This window comes from Flavobacterium sp. FlaQc-48 (assembly GCF_044007335.1).
GTDB lineage: Bacteria > Bacteroidota > Bacteroidia > Flavobacteriales > Flavobacteriaceae > Flavobacterium.
Map to the genome: position 1 here is coordinate 109973 of NZ_JBIPCR010000017.1, position 17963 is coordinate 127935.

The window sequence follows — 17963 nt, forward strand, 5'->3', positions numbered from 1 at the left end:
TTGAGATTTATATAGAAGTATTATTAAAGGTGAAATTTCGTTTTAGTTGATGGAAGAAAAAAGATTTTTTATAAAAAGAGGTTATTTTGATAATGCTATAAGGGAATTAGTTTTTAGCCATAACTTCTTAAAATTTGAAGATAAGGATTTATCTCATGAACTAAATACAATTTTTCAAAAAGAAGAAATAAAAGACTTCAGATACGGAATTCGATGGATTAAATTTGAAATCACTTACGGCAGAGAATATCAAATCTTTATCCGAAATAAGCAGGACAAGACTCTGAAAATCACTTTTAAGTCTTACTTTGGGCATAAAAAAGAGATTCTTCATAAACAGTATTCCCAGATTGTAGATAACTTATGGGATTATTACTTTGCTGATATAATTAATGACTTTATAAATATCTATAATGATGGTCGTGAATTTACAATTGGTGATGTGCATTTTTCAAAAGAAGGAATATCATTAAATGTTAGTGGAATCTTTAATGAGAAAAGAATTTACATTCTCTGGGAGAATGTCAGGACGAAAAACTATCATACCTACTTTTCTATTTACTCAGCAGAGAATCCCCAAAATATAAATAGGGGGTATAATTACCATCAGGATTGGAATGTTAGCGTTTTATATAGTGTAATTAGAACAATTTTACGCAATAAGGGAATTGAAAATTACAACTAAATTATAAATACACTAGCAAAAAGTATAGGATATTGTAATGTTTTTTGGGACTTATAAACCTTTGTCTTATTACTTTTATTTAAAAAAGATCGGTAGTGTTTCAGATTAGGTGTTTTTACAAAATAGCAATGTAACTAACTGAAAGATAATGTTGATTTATAATTTTTGAATAGTAAATGAGACGACCAGCTAGTCGTCTCTTCTTTTTCTAATACTTTAAAAAGCCTTAAAATGCTTTTGTTGTACCTTAGTGTATCAAATTAGGTCATGAAAATAAAATGTAATTTTTGCAATGGTAAATGCATAAAAAATGGATTTCAATCTAACGGTAATCAGCGTTATAAATGTTGTGTTTGTCAAAAAAGACAACAGATTGAGTATAGGTATAATGCTTACAAAAGGGATATCAATCAGGAGATAGTGTTGTTCACAAAAGAAGGATTAGGAATAAGAAGCACAGCAAGAATACTGAAAATATCAACTACAACATTATTGAAAAGAATTGTATCAATTGCTAGAGGTATTTCCAAACCAATTATCAGCAGAGGTAAAACTTATGAAGTTGATGAGCTTTGCACTTACATCAGACACAAGAAAAATTACATTCTGTTAAACGTTTCGGGACAAACCATATTGAAAGGAAGAATTTGACACTCAGAATTCATCTAAAAAGACTCAACCGCAGAACAATCTGTTTTAGTAAAAGCTTAGTGATTTTTACGGCGGTTTTGGAGATTTACTTTTGGATTTGAACAATATAATAGTAAGTTTATCCTTTAAAATCATGTTCTTAAAAATTTTGCATTTAACAGGTAAAACCATCAACGTCTGTAAGGGCATTAAGTGGTTTGCTTAAAGCAGGAAAGCTTCATCAAAATCATGTACTTTCTCAACAATTTAGAAAATGGTCTGCAAGTCGTGGAATTAAAAACATAGATGATTATACAATTCAAATAAGTGCAAAAAACCACTTAAAATCTATTCATGGTCAAGGAAAATGGAATCAGCAATGGGCGGATTTTATAAAGGCTAATCCAAATGTTTTACCTTCTCAAATATTTTATCAAGTAGAATCAATGTTACAAAAACACGGATTAGAGCATTCTCGTTATGTTCCGTATAAATAAAAAATGTTAAAAAATGAAAAACTTATCTAATAATAATGAACCTTTAGAATTGAGTATTGGTAAGCAATATTATATTATTGATGCTCTATATTTAACTGAGATAAAAAGTGAATTCTTAAAAGCTAATATTTTGCCTAAAGATATTAGAAACGAAGTTTTCCCTTACACAGACACACCTTTTGCACTATATAAACCAGATGAGAGTATTTTTTATGTAAATCAGATTATAAAAGTAGACTATGATGAAGTTGTTTTAACAGATTTCTCTTTTTTTTCGACGGATACAGGATTAATAGTCTTTATTTCGGAAGATATATTAGTAGAATTTTTAAAATATTTTAATTATGAAGATTTAGTTGATTCAGAAAATGAATTAATAAATGAAAAATATTGGAAACAAATAGTTTCAAATTTTAAGTTAACAGATATTGGATTAGTCTTAGCAGATTCAGATTCACAAAATGACTTTGACGGAAGTGGAACTTACAAAATCATTTAACCCGATGACCTGATTTTTTTCATGCTCATTCAGATAGATATTTAAAAGGTTATGGTTGAAGAAGGTTATTAAATCTCCATGAATTGTTTCAGTAATTTTTTTGAGAGACTATGTGGGCACGAATTGCAATCTGAGCCATCGGATGAAATGTCAATATCGAACAAACTATAAATAATTATAGATATGAAAATAATTGAACTGGTAAGATATTTAAAAAATGTACAGGAAGCCGAGAAATTTATAGATATAGAATTTCCTGATCTGGAATATGATTTAGTTGATATTTATATGATTAACAAGATAGATCCTCACTCTGATATTGTTTTTTTTGATGCTGAAAAAATACCTAACAAACTTATTATAGATATTGAAGGCGTAACTTATGAAAATCTATTTCCATTAAATATGGTACAAGATATGGTCGAAGAATTGGTGAATAATAATAAAAAAATAAGTGATCTTGAAATTGCTGATTTTTTGTTGAGTTATAGAAAAAAAGATGCTTAATGCTCTTGTGAATTTTTCCTTTGCTACATGGAAGTTTGACATTTCCCAGCTGCGGGAGCAGTTGCTATTGGTTCCTAAGATGGACAAGGAGCCAAAGCGGCAAATTATTCAAAAAGTCAAAAAAAAAGAAATAATATGGATTATAATTTAGAAAATAAAATAACTGATCATTATAAGATTAATTGGAAAAACTTGCCGAAAATTGAAGTTTGGGATAACGAGAAAACTAATAAAAAAATCAATGGATTTAAAGTATTAGAATTTAGTCCTACTATTGAAAGAAATATGTGGACATATGCTACATGTGGAATGTCAACTTTAGAAGAAGAGAACCCAATAGAACTTCATATTTTTTCTCAAATACAGGATAAAAAATTGGTAGAGTTGCTAACCGTAGTAGCTTATTATCATCGAGAAAATAATTTAGACTTATTTCATACTGTGAATTTTGGTATACCTTGGCAAAAAAGTTCAAAATGTAGTTATGGTTTGATTTCTTTGCCTTATTTGGATGGACCAAGTTTAGAGAATTTATATTTAAACTCTATTGATGAAAACTTGAAGTTTTATTGGCTCATACCAATACATGAGGATGAAGTAGAATATAAAATGAAATATGGAGTAGAAGAATTAGAAAACAAGTTTGATGAAAAAGAATTTAATTATTTAGATCCTAATAGAGATAGTGTTATTAAACCCCCGCTCCCCAAAGAGTTCTCATAGAATGCGTAACTTTTTACAATTGAACACTTAGTGGACGAGGTTATTTTATAGGTTTACGGGCTCAAATTCTTTGGTAAGTCCTGAAAAAGTTTTATTGGTAGTGATGTCAATACCGTAAAGAAAATTGTAATTTGGTATTCTTTTGCTATTTTGCCCGTCAATAGACCTGTGCAGGCTTGGAACCAGTTGCGTTTCATAACGTTCTAATTTTATTACTACACCGGAACGATGTTTTAAATAACGGCCGATGGTATAAGGGGCTTCTTTATGCATTATTTTTTAGTTTTAAATTTTGGATATAATTATTAATCAGGTCAAGGGAATGACTTCTTGTTTATTATCCAGACTTTGAATAGCAGAACACGATAAAGTACTTCTTTTTAAGTCTTTGCTGATATTCATAAGCAGGAATTATCTGTATGGACAATTTTATTTTAACAGCAATATATAATATCAACTACTTTTTTAAGTTTTTTTGAATAACCAATAAATGTAATATCTTCTTCAGCAAGTGAAATACAAAATAAGGGTCTTTTATCTTTTTGACATTCTATAAATACTTTATAATTTTCAAAACGGTCTTCCGGCTGGTTTAAAATCCCGTCTTTTTCTATTATTTCGTCTTTATCCGTTATGTCAGTAAACGAATCTATGGCCAGTTTTTCTTTAGCTCTGGACAAAATGTATTTTTCGAGTTCTTTGTCACTTTTAATATCTTCTAAATCGTAGCCGTATATTAATTCACTGGTCTGAAATGATTTTTCATAGATCAATTCATCAGCATTATTAAAAATTTTAAATACAGATTTAGTATCATTTATATTTCCTTCAGGAACATACAAGGTAAACTTATCATCTGTTGATAAATCTGAAAATTTTGTAAAAAGGGAATCCCTGAATTCTTCCTTAAGTACCGTATTCTTATAATCAAAATAAACCACTGAATAGGTTAGTACTTTTAAAGTATCTTGTTTCGGTTTTACATTTTCTGAACTGTCTTTTACAGCTACTGTCGTTTTGTTTTGCTGTTTTTCAACTCGATTACAGGCATAAAAAGATAAAATGATGATACAGTAAATTATGGTATTTTTAAACATAGTTGGTTATTAGGTTTAGTAAAAGTAGCAATTGACTCTCAAATATACAGAAGTATTCCATAAGTAACAGAAGAAAAAACGTGTAAAACCAGTTTTTTCATCATCGGGAAAACGGACAATCAGAGTACCAATAAATCTTAAAAAAAACCGCACCCTAAGGAGTTCTCATAAAAAACTGTACGGCTGTCTGTAGACTACGCTCAAAAGTTTAGACGAATTTATAATTTAGAAAGCTTATCCAGTTTTTGCAATTCATTTCAAAGAATGTAAAAATGAAATGTATTATTGGTGTTTCTGTAGCTTCATTTTGGTTATAGTGAGTGTTTCAATTTTTTGAAGAAACTCGGCATCAAATTCAGAATAGGCCCTTAGTCTGTATTTTTCATCTCTGTGGTGCATGACCAGGCGAATTTTTTGTACCATTAACCAAATGGGTTCGTAGCGTTTGTGCCCCAAAAGGTATTGCATTTGCAGTATCGAGAATCTTCTTTTGGAGAGTGTCATGAGTTCTATGCAAATCATCCAGTACTTAATTGGTAAATTTGAATTTTCCATGACGGTACCAGATCTCAGGCTAAGTCTGTTTTTACATTTCTTACATTGAAATTTTAAATCGACTCTTCTAAAAGTATGTACCGTGTGTGTACATTTCCTGCAAACTAAACCATTTTGAAGGCGTTTGTTTTTTAATTCTTCAATACAGGTCTCTTCATCCGGATATCTCTCGAAGTACTCCCGTAATTCCATTTGTTAAAATTTGCTTTTAGGGAATAAATATAAACCAATCTGTGTTTAGAAAAAATTAGATTCAACAAAAAAAGAGAATATTCAAATTTGAATATTCTCTTTTTATTATTATAAAATACAATTACAATTATAGTTTTTCTACTATTTCTTTTTTATATTTATTAAGGATAGATTTTGTCATACCCAGATTAGCCCTGGTAGAATCTACTGCTAAATAAATAAAATATTCTCCATTGTCAGAAACATCAACAATATGAATTTGAGAAGTCAGTGTAATCATAACATTGTCAATAGCCTGACCTGTCAGGTTTAGTGCTTTTATAGCATTCATTTTTGCTTTAACCACTTCAAGATTAAATGCAGAGGCTAATTCCGGATCGAAATCACTTACAACAGATTGTGAATAATATGACATTCCGCTTTTGATTTCTGCTACAGAAACTGCGATAAAACCAGGAACATTTTTTTTGAGATCTTCTCCAAATTGTTTTAAAAAATCAGACATAGTATTTAGTTTAATTAGGTTTTTGGAAATCCTTTCTTGTGGATTTGCGCAAAATTATAGATATGATTCTATTTAATTATCCGCAATACGTACCTAAAATTATTTTTTTACGGTTTATAAGTCCGGCTGCTCCGATATGTTTACTAATAGCACGAAAATTCTTTCCTTAGAAACAACAGGCATTGTTAAAAACAATAAAACCACTCCAAAAAGAGTGGTTTTGTATGTGGTTATACCAGTATTCGTCATGGATGCGAATGATCATTTTTTTAAACTTTAAAGATCAACTTCCTTTTATATAAAATCCACAATATAAACGACCAAAAAACGGCGTAGGACAGGGCATAAGCCAATGATGCATTCAAAGGGTTTTCAAAGCAGGGTGCGATTCCGTATTTATAAATTAATGTTTGAAGATTGGTTTCCTCTCCGCCAATTTCCGGGCTTTGCATTTTAACCGAACTCATAACTCTTGGAATGATGCCTGAAAAGTAAAACACAATCATGGGGTTTACTCCCCATATTAGAAAGAGTTTAGTCCATTTTTTATAATTTGCAACATCTATAATATAATACAAGAGGGTTAAACAGATGGTAGCGATACCGGCTGTATATAAAACATAAGAACTGGTCCAGAGCGATTTGTTGATTGGGAAAAATGTATTCCAGAGCAAACCTGAAATCAACAGTACAACTCCCGAAATTGCTAATTTCTTTATAATTTCAGTTTTCGCAATAGGCAGGTTTAGTATTTGCCCTATAAACATTCCCACAATTCCTGTGCCTATAGCCGGTAAAGTGCTCAGAATCCCTTCCGGATCCCAGGTTTTAGAAACACTCCATAAATGTCCGTTTAAAACAGAATTGTCTAACCAGGCAGCGAGATTCGTTCCTTTTTCAACATTGGCAGGACCAAATCCTGGAACGGGAATAAAAGCCATTATAAGCCAGTAAGCCACTAAAATTGAAGCTGCAACGAGAAGCTGTGTTTTTAAATTGGTCTTTAAATACAAAAGAGAAGTGAAAAAATAGACGATACCTATTCGTTGCAGAACCCCCGGAATTCTTACGTCTGCAAAAGCTTCTATTTTGCTGTAGGCCAGGGATAGTAATACAGCAAAGATTCCAAAAACGAGGTATGTTTTAACTTTTAAAGTAAAATTGCCTAAAAGTGCGTAAGCAATGGCAAAAGTAATCAGCAGCCTCAGCACTAATAAAGGTATTCCCTCTAAACCAAACAATTCGATTCTGCTGAAATAGTTTAAAGATAATCCCAGACAGAAAATTCGTAAAGAACGAACCAGAATTTTATTAAAAACAGTGGCATCAAAATGTTTTACAGGCATTGCAAAGGGTATTGCGGTTCCCATTATAAAAACAAAGAAAGGAAAAACTAAATCAGTAGGCGTACAGCCGTGCCATTCGGCATGTTCTAGCGGAGGGTATATAGAGGCCCAACTTCCGGGATTGTTGACAATAGTCATTAATAAAATAGTAAATCCTCTAAATACATCGAGCGAGGTTAAACGTTCTTTTGTCATGGGTTTGGTTTTTTGGTTTCATTACTTATTTAAAAGAAAAACTTAATGCGATTAATTGGGAAAAGAAATTTTACCCATCGATACGGATGGAATTCTCTTGCGTGGTCCAAAATCCGAAGTACCGCCGGAAACAGTTTCATTGGCTAAAATGGCAAATAGTATAGCTTCTTTTGCATCTCCGGAAATTCCTAAAGAATCAGTATTGGCAAAAGTACAGCTCAATAATTCTCTCAGCCAGCCCACTAATAATGGATTGTGTGCACCTCCGCCTGACATATAAATCGTAAAGCTGTCAACAGTATCGGTAGTGTTGTTTATGGTGGCGTGTATGGCTTCGGCAATGGTCTCTGCACTAAATCGGGTTAAAGTGGCTAATAAATCTTCAACAGAGATATTTTGGGTCTGGCTTTCGGTTTGCGCTTGTCTGACATATTCAAGACTAAAAAGTTCGGGGCCCGTTGTTTTTGGAAATGGTTTCTGAAAGAATTCATCTGCTTTTAAAGCTTTCAAAAGCGATCCATTTACGGTACCTTGTTTTGAAATTTCGGCATCTTTATCATAGGCTTTATCAGGGAACGAAAGTCTGGTAAAAGCATCAATTAAGGTGTTTCCTGTTCCTGTATCGGTTACAAAAACTTCTTCGGGATTATGGTTCGCAGGCAAATAGGTAAAATTAGCAATACCACCCATATTGAGCATGATACGGTTTTCGCCTTTTTTGCTAAAGATAAAATAATCTCCGTATACGGCCAGCGGTGCTCCTTCGCCACCGGCGGCAAGATGTTTTTGCCTGAAGTCAGAAACCGTGATAATTCCGGTTTTTACGGCAATATGGTCACCGTCGCCAATTTGCAAAGTGGCATTTGGAAATTTCTCCTGTTGGTGCAAAATCTTCGGGGCATGAAAAACAGTTTGTCCGTGCGAAGCCACTAAATCGACTTTGCTCGTTGGGATTTTCCAGCGGTTCAGGCAATCCAGAATGATATTGGCATGTAAAACACCAATCCATTCATTTAAGAGAACCAGTTTCTGAAAATCAATAGTCTGCTTTGCAAAAACCGTCCTGATTTCGGATTTAATATCTTCTGAATAGTCAACAGTATCAAATTGTACTAATTGAACTTCTGTATTTTCGCCCGAACCTGAGATTTCGCATAAAGCTACATCGAGACCATCTAAAGAAGTACCGGACATTAATCCGATAATAGTTCGTGATGGTTTTTGGGCAATTTTATAAAGTGATTCCAGATTTGCGTTCATGATTTTGTTTTTAGTAAATAAAATATTATTTAATTTATTAAGCGTAATTATATTAAACACATAGCAACATAGCTTTTAGCAATTGGGAAAAGTTGTTTCACTTTGGCTATATTCAGATAGCTGTTTCTATGTATTACATAAAAGATGATGAATTTTACCCCACATCTCCCCCTTACTTTATAATAGCTTCCTGAATGATTTTTTGAATATCCTCACGGATTTTTCCTTTCGATAATTTATTCTCATTATTCATTACTTCAGGATATGTCCTATTGGATAAAAATACATAAACAATTTCTGTTTCAGGATCTACCCAGGCTATGTTTCCGGTAAATCCGGTATGACCAAAACTGGATTCAGAAACACAGCCACAGGTGGGGCCGTCTTTCCCGGTTCTTTTATCAAAACCCAGACCTCTCTGAACGCCTTTGTCTTTGTAATAGCAAGTATTAAAGGCATCAAATGTTTGTTCAGAAAAATAGTGTTTGTTGCCGTAATTTCCTTTTTGTAAAAACAACTGCATCATTTTGGCTACGTCCATAGCATTCGAGAAAATCCCCGCATGACCTGCAATTCCGCCTTCCATAGCTGCTGCCATATCGTGTACATACCCCTGAATAACCTGATGTCTGAAATAAGTATCAACTTCAGTAGGAGCAATGCTGTTTTTATCAAATCGGTCTAACGGATTGTAAAGGGTGTTATTCATGCCTAATGTGCTGTAAAAATTTTCCTGGCTCAGTTCTTCCAGTTTTTTATTGGTTTTTCGCTCTAAGTATTCTTTCAGGATGATAAACGTAAAATCACTGTATTTGTATCCTATTTTAGGAGATAGGGGACTGTTGGCAATAATTTTCATGATCGTGTCATGATAGTCATTTCTAATATACAGATTGTCTGCTACTTTTGTGGTAAAATTGTTTTCGGCTAATTTGCGATAATATTTTGAGGAAGGTTTTCCGTCATTGTCAAGCGTTGCTTTGTAAAACGGGATCCAGGCCTGAAGTCCTGCATAATGCGTCAGTAAATCCCTGAAGCTGATGTTTTCTTTATTGGTTTTTGCAAAAAGCGGTACCATGTCTTTTAATTTCGTATCCAGATTCACTTTGTTTTTATCGTACAACTGCATCACATTGGGCAGTGTCGAAATCATTTTTGAAACGGAGGCGACATCGTATAAATCTGAATTGGTTACTTTTCTAACATTATCATAGGTTTGATAGCCATAAGATTTCTGAAAAATAACATTCCCTTTTCGGGCCACCAAAACCTGCATTCCGGGAGTCATTTTACCGTCAATAGCTTTTTGGGCGATGGCATCAATTTTTGATAAAACAGCCGTATTCATCCCTACATTTTCCGGGCTTGTAAATCCCAGACGGTTGATTTTTTCAGTAGATAAACCATCATTTACTTTGAAAGATGCGTTGATGGATACAGGCAGTTTTCCTTTTGCCTGAACTGCTCCAAAAATTACTTCTGCTGAAACTACCTGACTGATATTTGAGTTTTGATAGGAAACTACTAAACCTTCAATATCGTCAAAATTGGTAATAGGCAGTAACGAATAAGGTTTCGCAAAAACATCCAGAATGACTTTATTGTGCCTGGCAATTTCCTGTAGCCAAAGCAATTCTGTTTCCGTGAAATTTTGTTTGTCCCAGGGTTTGTTTACTTTGTGAAAGCCAATAATAACCGTATCATAGTTTTTTAAGTCGTTGTTCAGGCTTTCAAGACTGGTGTTGGATACTTCGGTTACTTCGGTATATTTTTTTAATGTCGTTACAAAAGTACTGTTGACATCATCCCCCAGTTTTACATAGGCAATCTTCTGATCTAAATTTTGGATGGGCAGTATTTCCTTTTCATTTTTTAAAACGGTAATCGCATTTTCATACAGTTTATAATGCAAAGCATCATTTTGCGACGGATTAAGATCGTTATAGATATTGCTCATATCTATTGGTTTATATTGGTTTAATCCTGCTTTAAACTTATAATGCAATATTTTTTTTACGGAATGGGCTAAACGTTCCTCGGTAATAACGTTTTCATTATAAGCAGTTTCTAGTTTTTGAGCTGCAACAGGCACATTGTCCGGACAAAGCAAAATATCATTTCCGGCAAGAATTACTTCTATTTCTAAATCTCCCGGGGCTTTAAAATTACTGGCCCCTTTCATTCCTAAACCATCAGTAAAAATTAAACCTTCAAAACCCAGTTCTTTTTGAAGCAGACCGGTTACAACATTATAAGAAGCTGAAGAAGGATAATCTGGTCGTGGCTCTAAGCTGGGAATACTAAGGTGGGCTACCATGACAGAGACCAGACCTTCGTCGAAGATTTGTTTGTACGGATACAATTCGGTCATCTCCAGGCGTTCTTTCGAAAAATCGATCAGGGGCAAGGCTTTATGGGAATCTGTTGCCGTATCGCCATGTCCGGGGAAGTGTTTTCCGGTACTAAAAACGCCCTGGCTTTGTACCCCTTTCATTAAGGCAATGGCTTTGTTGCTGACATTGACTTTGTCTTCGCCAAAAGACCGGTTGCCAATAATAGGGTTTTTAGGATTGGTATTGATGTCAAGTACAGGGGCAAAGTTGAAATGAACGCCAATTCTTTTGTTTTCGCGGGCCATATTTTCTCCAACATTTTCGATTAAGTTTACGTCCTGAATGGCACCTAAAGTCATATTCCACGGATAAATATAGGTCGAATCTAAACGCATTCCCAATCCCCATTCGGCGTCAATACCAACAAACAATGGAACTTTTGCTTTTGATTGATAGAGGTTGGTTAATTTTGCCTGACGAACCGGACCGCCCTGAAAAAAGATGACACCGCCTACTTTATAGTCCTGAACCAATTTATTGATCTCTTTGGTATGTAAGGAATCTTTATTAGAATAGGCTGAAACCATAAACAGCTGGCCAATTTTTTCCTGAACCGTCATCTTATTATAAATGCTGTCAACCCATGCCGTTTCTCTGTCAGAATCTTTAAAAAAGGTTTTTTTGGCTGATTTTTCTTTGGGAACATACACCACTGTATCTTTTAAAAGAGGATCTTTTTTTACATCATGAACAGTATTGTTTTTTTTAGTGGCACAATTGGTAATCAAAAGCAGGAGTGTGGCGTATAGGCTTATTTTTATGAAGTAATGTTTCATAGTGTGATTTTTTGGAGGAAATAGATTTTTGCTCATTATAAATCTTTGAGCGTCATAAATTGAAACACATAGAAAGATAGATTTTGCACGCTCAAAAAAGACGTTTCGCTACTTTAAATACAACATATTATGCGGTGTTAAAAAATATGATTTTCAAGACTCTCTTTCGATTTAATTTTAGTCTGTGTTTCTATGGGTTAAAATAATAATAATCAATGGTTTGTGCTGTTATTTACAGCGAATTCTTTTTTGCTTTTACTGGTTTAAAAAGAGATTTGCTTGCTGCTGCGGGAACTTGTAAGGAATAATCCTAAATAGGTAATTAACCCGTTCAGGACGATTAATTCGTTATCAAAAACATAACCTGAAAATAAGATCTTGGAATTTTCATTGATCAGATAGGTAAAAAATGGCGACAGCAGACAAATTAGCGGAACGAACTTATCATGTACATGTCTTGATTTCTGGAACAGGCCAAATGCATATAATCCTAACAGAGGACCGTAGGTATAGGAGGCAACTTTAAAAATCATACCCACCACAGAACTATCGTTGATCGAATTAAAAATAAGAATAACAAAGAAAATCAATGCCGAAAAACTAATATGCACGATGTGTCTTGTCCGCACCGTATTTTTCTTGCTGTTTTCTGCTTTGTCCATACCTAAAAAATCCACACAAAAAGAGGTTGTTAAAGCTGTTAAAGCCGAATCTGTTGTGGCAAAAGTGGCAGCAATAATACCTAATAAAAACACAATTGCCGGAATTGTCGCTAAATGGTTCAGGGCAATTTCAGGAAAAAGTAAATCGGTTCTGGGTTTGCCTGTAATCAAATCGGTTGGAATCGCAATTCCGTTTTTATTGGCATAAATATACAGCAGTGCACCCACACTTAAAAAGAAGATGTTAATGATCACAAAAATCCCTGTAAAAGTAAACATGTTCTTTTGTGCTTCGCCTATGTTTTTACAGCTCAGGTTTTTTTGCATTAAATCCTGGTCCAGTCCGGTCATGGCAATGGTAACAAACATGCCGCCCAGAATTTGTTTTACAAAATGGAATTTACTTCCGGGAAAATCATCAAAGAAAAATATCTTGGAATAGTTGCTGTTTTTTACTTCTTCAAAAGCGCCAATAGCACTTAAATCCATACGGTCGCAAATAAAATAAATAGTAAGAAAAACCGATGTTACCAGAAAAAATGTTTGTAAAGTATCGGTTATAATAATGGTTTTTAGCCCGCCCCTGTAGGTATACGAAAAGATAAGGATCAGCGAAATCAATACTGTAAACGCAAAAGGAATATGATAAAAGTCAAATACAAAACGCTGTAATACAATGACCACCAGATAAAGCCTGAAAGCAGAGCTTACCGTTCTGCTGATCAGGAAAATAGTAGCTGCCGTTTTATAGCTGTAAAGTCCCATTCGTTGTTCTATATAGCCATAAATAGACGTTAAATTCATTCGATAATAGAGCGGTAATAGTAATTTTGTAATGACTATAAACCCAAGGGCATTACCCAATACAAACTGAAAATATTTGAATTGTTCTCCACTTGGGGCACCAACTTCTCCCGGAACGGATATAAAAGTTACTCCTGAAAGGGCCGTTCCTATCATCCCAAAAGCAACTAAATACCATTTGGAATTTTTATTGGCTGTAAAAAAAGCATCATTTCCGTCATCTTTTCGGCTCACTCTGTGCGAGATATAAAACAAGGTTCCGAAATAAACGATAATAAGAAGAAGTATTGTACTTGGTGTCATTTTATAGCTTTAATGGTTTGGTTGTTATAAATGTAACCTTTTAGGTTGTAATTAATTTTGACACATAGAAACATAATCCTGCAAGCTTAAAAAAAAGCGTTTGACTTTTTTTAAAATACAGCGATCGCTATGTGAAAGAAATATAGTTTTTTTGGCATTCTTTTTTCGACATAAAATTTATGTTGCTATAGGTTACATCAAAAAAAAAGGAATTGTGTCAAACAGGTATAAATCTATAAAAGATTTTAGATAGTTTGGTTATTAGATTTCCAGATTTTTATTTTCGGCCAGTAAAACAGCTCTTACGCTTTTATGTTTTTTTAGGAGTTCAGAGGCTAATTTCTCTTCAATCTGAAGCTCTTCTACAATCATTTCAACCCCTCTTTGCACTAATTTTTTATTAGACAATTGCATGTCGATCATTTTGTTGCCATAGATTCTTCCCAGTTTGATCATGACCGATGTTGAGATCATGTTTAAGGCTAATTTCTGAGAGGTTCCGGCTTTCATTCTGGTACTTCCGGTAAGAAATTCAGGGCCAACAATTAACTCAATCGGATAATCGGCTTCTTTTGAAATCAGGCTTTCGCTATTGCACGAAATACTTCCGGTTGTGATGTTGTTTTCTCTTGCTTTTTTTAATCCGCCAATCACATACGGAGTGTTTCCTGAAGCCGCAATTCCTATCACAACATCCAAACTCGTAATTTCATAGGCTGATAAGTCTCTCCAGGCCTGATCGATATCGTCTTCGGCATTTTCTACTGCTTTTCTAATGGCAGAATCCCCACCGGCGATGATACCAATAATCCAATTGTCAGGAACCCCAAAAGTAGGCGGGCATTCTGAAGCGTCGAGAATCCCGATTCTCCCGGATGTTCCGGCTCCAATATAAAAAAGCCTTCCGCCAAGTTTCATTTTTGAAACAATACTGTCGACTAATTTTTCAATATTTGGAATTTGTCCTTCCACGATATCGGCTATTTTTTTGTCTTCATTATTGATACTTGAGAGTAACTCATTGGTACTCATTTTATCTAAATTAGAATAAAGTGATTCGCGTTCTGTATCTGGATTTACTTTTGACATTTTTTGATTTTTTTAATTTTTAATTTTTTTGTGTACCGATTTAAGATTTTTAATAAATGAGGTATTTCAGTCGCATTTTTTTAAAGGTTTCTAAATCCTTCTGCCAGCTCTTTCTAATCTGATCTTCCGGAACGCCGCTTTCAATTTGTTGCTGCAGCTTTTTTGTTCCGGCCAGTTTGGTGAAAAAAGCGTTGAAGAATTTCGTTTTATCGCTGGTATTCTGATAGGCTTTAATAAGCCATTTTAATTCTAATTGGTTTAGTTTAGGGTAATTGGTCAAATCTTCACCAAAACATTCTTTTCCGTTATAAAGCGGGTCTTTGGCACCAAAATTAGGTTTAGGCGTAAAGCTGAAATTTGTTTTTGTCAGGTAAGGCGAACCATAAATTTGGAATTGTTTCTCCGTTCCGCGTCCCATGCTTACGTTAGTTCCTTCAAAAAGGCACAAACTGGCGTAGAGGTTGATGGATTGGTCATTGGGCAAATTTGGAGATGGTTTTGCCAATAAACTGTAATCCATTTTTCGGTTATAATCAACACAGGGAATAACGGTTAACTTGCATTGTACGGCATCTTTCAGCCATTTTTCGCCATTGATCATTTTTGCATATTCTCCGATTGTCATACCATGCAGCAGCGGAATAGGGTGCATGCCCACAAAACTGCTAAACTCTTTTTCTAAAAGTGGCCCGTCTACAATACGGCCATTTGGATTTGGACGGTCGAAAATAATCAGCGGAACATTGTTTTCTGCGCAGGCTTCCATCACATAATGTAAAGAAGAAATATAAGTATAGAATCTTGCACCAACATCCTGTAAATCAAAAATCATCACATCGATTCCGGCTAATTGAGCTGCTTTTGGTTTTTTATTGTCTCCATACAGCGAAATTATGGGTAATCCGGTTTTAGGATCTTTACCGTCGACTACGTGTTCACCGGCATCGGCAGTTCCTCTAAATCCGTGTTCCGGGGCAAAAATGGTTTGTACTGCCACTTTTTTCTCCAATAGAAAATCGACCACATGGGTTTTGTTGGTCAAAATTCCGGTTTGATTGGTCACAATGCCCACTTTTTTATCTTTTAAAAGCGGTAAGTATTTCTCGTAATTATCAGCTCCGGTTTTAATAACAGGATTCGTAATTGCTGTAGTATTGCTTTTTGCAAGGGTTTGAATGCAACCGGAATAAGATGGTGCACAGCATAAGGAAATTGCAATAAAAATACTTTTGGTTATAAATTTTATCATTTTAAATACAGTTAATAGTTAGGAGACAAGAATTGACTAAATAAAAATAGATTATTATTTGATTACTATTTGATGTTTTTTGATTGTTGATGAAGTAGTAGAGAAGTTTTATCTGGTTTTTTGAGATGATGCTTTTATTTTGTCGGGTTTTCCGGTGTCTTTTTTAGCGTAAGTAAAAGAATAGTTTAAAATACTACCTCCGGATTTTGATTTCCGGAGATAGTTTTATTGTTTTTAGGGGAATTAAATTTTAAAATAAATTACCAGCCTGGGTTTTGTTTTAGTTCTACACCCTGAGCTTTGTATAAATCAATATCATTTGTCGGGATATTCATTAAATAATGCTTAGATTCAAAATTCCGGGCACTTGCAGGGTAAATTTTTACATAACCGTTCCCGTCTACCTGCGTTTGTGTTCCAACAGGGGTTCCGATTCTGGCACCAAGATTGACATCCGGATTTTTTGAAGTATCTAAGTAATCTCCTTTTTTCCAACGGTAAATATCGGCTTGTCTTAAAGTAGTCCAGCTCATAAATTCAATCTGACGCTCACGACGTACTTCCCAGATTAAAGGATTTACCACGCCTGAAATTTGTTCTAAAGAAGAAGTTCTTCTTGGATCGTTAATTGGCACACCACCTGCAGAAGCATTGGTTCCGTCAGTAGTCAGAGGTGCAATTCCGGCACGGGCACGTACTTTATTGATCGACATATCAAGGTCATTATTGGTTGCGGTACCCAATTCGGCACAAGCTTCGGCATAATTTAAATATACTTCACTTAGTGTAAATAAAGGAGCATCTGTATAATTACGTCCTCCTGTTGTAACATCAGGACCTGTTGTTGCAGGATTGTTGTACAATTCAAATACATATCCAGACATCGAAACCAATGATGCGGTACCAAACGGTTTTCCTTTGTAACCGTAGTTGGTGGTATTTACCGTTTGACCAAAACGCGGATCTCTGTTCGCAAAATTTTTGGTAATGTTGTCATCTCCTGTATACTGGCTGTTTCCGGCTTGTTGTATTGGTAATCCGTTTTTGGTTACATAACTGTCAGCAGCCCATTTGGTTAAACCGTACTGAATAGTTGAAGAGTTGGTGTAGTTTTGTAGTGAATGCATCAATACGTTGGTTAAATAACGTTTTGCCAATATCACCTCTGAATTACCAAGCAATTCAACTGAATTGTAAAGTGATTTCCACTCTGTGTTTAATTTATAAGCCGGATTGTTCATTATGGCTAACGAAGCTGTTTTTGCTTTATTAAGAAAAGCACTTCCGTCCTGAGCTAAATGATATTTTCTGTACGTTCCTTCATAAATACAAGCATTACTTAGAGCCGCATAAGCGGTGTATTTATTGACAGTAACATTTTTATCATCGGCAACAAGCATTAAATTCGCTGCTTCTTCTAAATCTGCAATAACTTTATCCATAATTTGGGCCCTTGGCATAGCAGGAGCGTAAACTGCGGCATCACTTTGTGCTAAATATTTATCCGTATAAGGTACATCTCCAAATTTTTGTACTAAACGAAAATAAGTATAAGCCCTGAAAAATTTAGCTACTCCAATATAATGGTTCTTTTTTTCCTGTGGCATGTTAACGGTTGGTACTTTGTCCAGCATCAAATTACAACGACGAATCAAGGTATAATACTCATTCCAGGAATAAATATTAGTAGTAGCTGCCGTAATTGGCATCTGATAAAAAGTGTAAGCCGATAAATTATCATCGACCCTGTAATCACTACCATGAAAGTAGAAAAAAGAAAGCCCGATTGTGGTCCCGTTTCCATATCCGTAAAAGGTATCGTAATTAGTCCATGAAAACGTTTTTACATTATCTTCTGATTGCCAGAAGTTATCGTTTGTAAATTTATCTGCAGGGTCATCTGTCAGGTAGTCTGAACAACTAACAGCGCTCATTGCTACTAAAACGGTAGCAAACATCAGTAGAAATTTAGATTTTATATTTGAATTTTTCATTT

General features: G+C 34.4%; 15 protein-coding genes and 2 pseudogenes. 6 read left to right on the forward strand and 11 right to left on the reverse strand.

Annotated elements, in window-relative coordinates:
- The first annotated feature begins 49 nt into the window (after nucleotides 1-49).
- From ACHRWY_RS21950 to ACHRWY_RS21975, 6 genes and pseudogenes are all read left to right on the forward strand, one after another.
- Nucleotides 50-685 (forward strand): hypothetical protein, encoded by a 636-nt coding sequence (locus ACHRWY_RS21950; RefSeq protein ID WP_395357538.1) that lies wholly within the window; start codon nucleotides 50-52, stop codon nucleotides 683-685.
- Between the two features lie 267 nt (nucleotides 686-952).
- Nucleotides 953-1437, forward strand: a pseudogene (locus ACHRWY_RS21955) (IS1 family transposase).
- Between the two features lie 96 nt (nucleotides 1438-1533).
- On the forward strand, nucleotides 1534-1812 hold the full coding sequence (locus ACHRWY_RS21960; RefSeq protein ID WP_395357539.1) for a DUF2380 domain-containing protein: 279 nt from the start codon (nucleotides 1534-1536) through the stop codon (nucleotides 1810-1812).
- Between the two features lie 13 nt (nucleotides 1813-1825).
- Nucleotides 1826-2311: a hypothetical protein gene (locus ACHRWY_RS21965; protein WP_395357540.1), complete on the forward strand. Its 486-nt coding sequence runs from the start codon at nucleotides 1826-1828 to the stop codon at nucleotides 2309-2311.
- Nucleotides 2312-2494: 183 nt separating this feature from the next.
- Nucleotides 2495-2818, forward strand: a complete 324-nt coding sequence (locus ACHRWY_RS21970) for a hypothetical protein (RefSeq protein WP_395357541.1) — start codon at nucleotides 2495-2497, stop codon at nucleotides 2816-2818.
- A 135-nt stretch (nucleotides 2819-2953) separates the two neighbouring features.
- Nucleotides 2954-3541 (forward strand): suppressor of fused domain protein, encoded by a 588-nt coding sequence (locus ACHRWY_RS21975; RefSeq protein ID WP_395357542.1) that lies wholly within the window; start codon nucleotides 2954-2956, stop codon nucleotides 3539-3541.
- A 45-nt stretch (nucleotides 3542-3586) separates the two neighbouring features.
- On the opposite strand, the gene ACHRWY_RS21980 is transcribed toward ACHRWY_RS21975, so the two are convergent.
- From ACHRWY_RS21980 to ACHRWY_RS22030, 11 genes and pseudogenes are all read right to left on the reverse strand, one after another.
- A complete protein-coding gene (locus ACHRWY_RS21980) occupies nucleotides 3587-3814 on the reverse strand; it encodes a hypothetical protein (RefSeq protein ID WP_395357543.1) in 228 nt (75 codons plus the stop codon).
- A 161-nt stretch (nucleotides 3815-3975) separates the two neighbouring features.
- Entirely contained in the window at nucleotides 3976-4638 is a 663-nt protein-coding gene (locus ACHRWY_RS21985; protein ID WP_395357544.1) for a hypothetical protein, read from the reverse strand.
- A 300-nt stretch (nucleotides 4639-4938) separates the two neighbouring features.
- Nucleotides 4939-5385 (reverse strand): annotated as a pseudogene (locus ACHRWY_RS21990) (transposase); the annotation flags it as partial.
- 127 nt (nucleotides 5386-5512) lie between these two features.
- Entirely contained in the window at nucleotides 5513-5890 is a 378-nt protein-coding gene (locus ACHRWY_RS21995) for a hypothetical protein (protein ID WP_395357545.1), read from the reverse strand.
- Nucleotides 5891-6159: 269 nt separating this feature from the next.
- The gene (locus tag ACHRWY_RS22000) at nucleotides 6160-7431 is read right to left on the reverse strand and encodes an acyltransferase family protein (RefSeq protein WP_395357546.1); all 1272 of its coding nucleotides are present in this window, start codon (nucleotides 7429-7431) and stop codon (nucleotides 6160-6162) included.
- A gap of 51 nt (nucleotides 7432-7482) precedes the next feature.
- On the reverse strand, nucleotides 7483-8691 hold the full coding sequence (locus tag ACHRWY_RS22005; protein WP_395357547.1) for an anhydro-N-acetylmuramic acid kinase: 1209 nt from the start codon (nucleotides 8689-8691) through the stop codon (nucleotides 7483-7485).
- 172 nt (nucleotides 8692-8863) lie between these two features.
- Nucleotides 8864-11860 carry a glycoside hydrolase family 3 N-terminal domain-containing protein gene (locus tag ACHRWY_RS22010; protein WP_395357548.1) on the reverse strand — a complete coding sequence of 999 codons (2997 nt, stop codon included), beginning with the start codon at nucleotides 11858-11860 and terminating at the stop codon, nucleotides 8864-8866.
- Between the two features lie 263 nt (nucleotides 11861-12123).
- Entirely contained in the window at nucleotides 12124-13629 is a 1506-nt protein-coding gene (locus ACHRWY_RS22015) for a sodium:solute symporter (protein ID WP_395357549.1), read from the reverse strand.
- A gap of 261 nt (nucleotides 13630-13890) precedes the next feature.
- Complete coding sequence (gene murQ, locus ACHRWY_RS22020; protein WP_395357550.1) at nucleotides 13891-14718, reverse strand: N-acetylmuramic acid 6-phosphate etherase; 828 nt, start codon at nucleotides 14716-14718, stop codon at nucleotides 13891-13893.
- A 49-nt stretch (nucleotides 14719-14767) separates the two neighbouring features.
- Nucleotides 14768-15967, reverse strand: a complete 1200-nt coding sequence (locus ACHRWY_RS22025; RefSeq protein ID WP_395357551.1) for an exo-beta-N-acetylmuramidase NamZ domain-containing protein — start codon at nucleotides 15965-15967, stop codon at nucleotides 14768-14770.
- A gap of 260 nt (nucleotides 15968-16227) precedes the next feature.
- Nucleotides 16228-17961, reverse strand: a complete 1734-nt coding sequence (locus tag ACHRWY_RS22030) for a RagB/SusD family nutrient uptake outer membrane protein (protein ID WP_395357552.1) — start codon at nucleotides 17959-17961, stop codon at nucleotides 16228-16230.
- Between the last annotated feature and the right edge of the window lie 2 nt (nucleotides 17962-17963).

Excerpts from the sequence above, each read along its gene's own strand:
- ACHRWY_RS21995 (WP_395357545.1), bottom strand. The coding sequence starts at position 5,890 with ATGTCTGATTTTTTAAAACAATTTGGAGAAGATCTCAAAAAAAATGTT.
- ACHRWY_RS21980 (WP_395357543.1), bottom strand. The coding sequence starts at position 3,814 with ATGCATAAAGAAGCCCCTTATACCATCGGCCGTTATTTAAAACATCGT.
- ACHRWY_RS22015 (WP_395357549.1), bottom strand. The coding sequence starts at position 13,629 with ATGACACCAAGTACAATACTTCTTCTTATTATCGTTTATTTCGGAACC.
- ACHRWY_RS22025 (WP_395357551.1), bottom strand. The coding sequence starts at position 15,967 with ATGATAAAATTTATAACCAAAAGTATTTTTATTGCAATTTCCTTATGC.
- murQ (WP_395357550.1), bottom strand. The coding sequence starts at position 14,718 with ATGTCAAAAGTAAATCCAGATACAGAACGCGAATCACTTTATTCTAAT.
- ACHRWY_RS21950 (WP_395357538.1), top strand. The coding sequence starts at position 50 with ATGGAAGAAAAAAGATTTTTTATAAAAAGAGGTTATTTTGATAATGCT.
- ACHRWY_RS22005 (WP_395357547.1), bottom strand. The coding sequence starts at position 8,691 with ATGAACGCAAATCTGGAATCACTTTATAAAATTGCCCAAAAACCATCA.
- ACHRWY_RS22010 (WP_395357548.1), bottom strand. The coding sequence starts at position 11,860 with ATGAAACATTACTTCATAAAAATAAGCCTATACGCCACACTCCTGCTT.
- ACHRWY_RS21985 (WP_395357544.1), bottom strand. The coding sequence starts at position 4,638 with ATGTTTAAAAATACCATAATTTACTGTATCATCATTTTATCTTTTTAT.
- ACHRWY_RS21965 (WP_395357540.1), top strand. The coding sequence starts at position 1,826 with ATGAAAAACTTATCTAATAATAATGAACCTTTAGAATTGAGTATTGGT.
- ACHRWY_RS21975 (WP_395357542.1), top strand. The coding sequence starts at position 2,954 with ATGGATTATAATTTAGAAAATAAAATAACTGATCATTATAAGATTAAT.
- ACHRWY_RS22030 (WP_395357552.1), bottom strand. The coding sequence starts at position 17,961 with ATGAAAAATTCAAATATAAAATCTAAATTTCTACTGATGTTTGCTACC.
- ACHRWY_RS22000 (WP_395357546.1), bottom strand. The coding sequence starts at position 7,431 with ATGACAAAAGAACGTTTAACCTCGCTCGATGTATTTAGAGGATTTACT.
- ACHRWY_RS21970 (WP_395357541.1), top strand. The coding sequence starts at position 2,495 with ATGAAAATAATTGAACTGGTAAGATATTTAAAAAATGTACAGGAAGCC.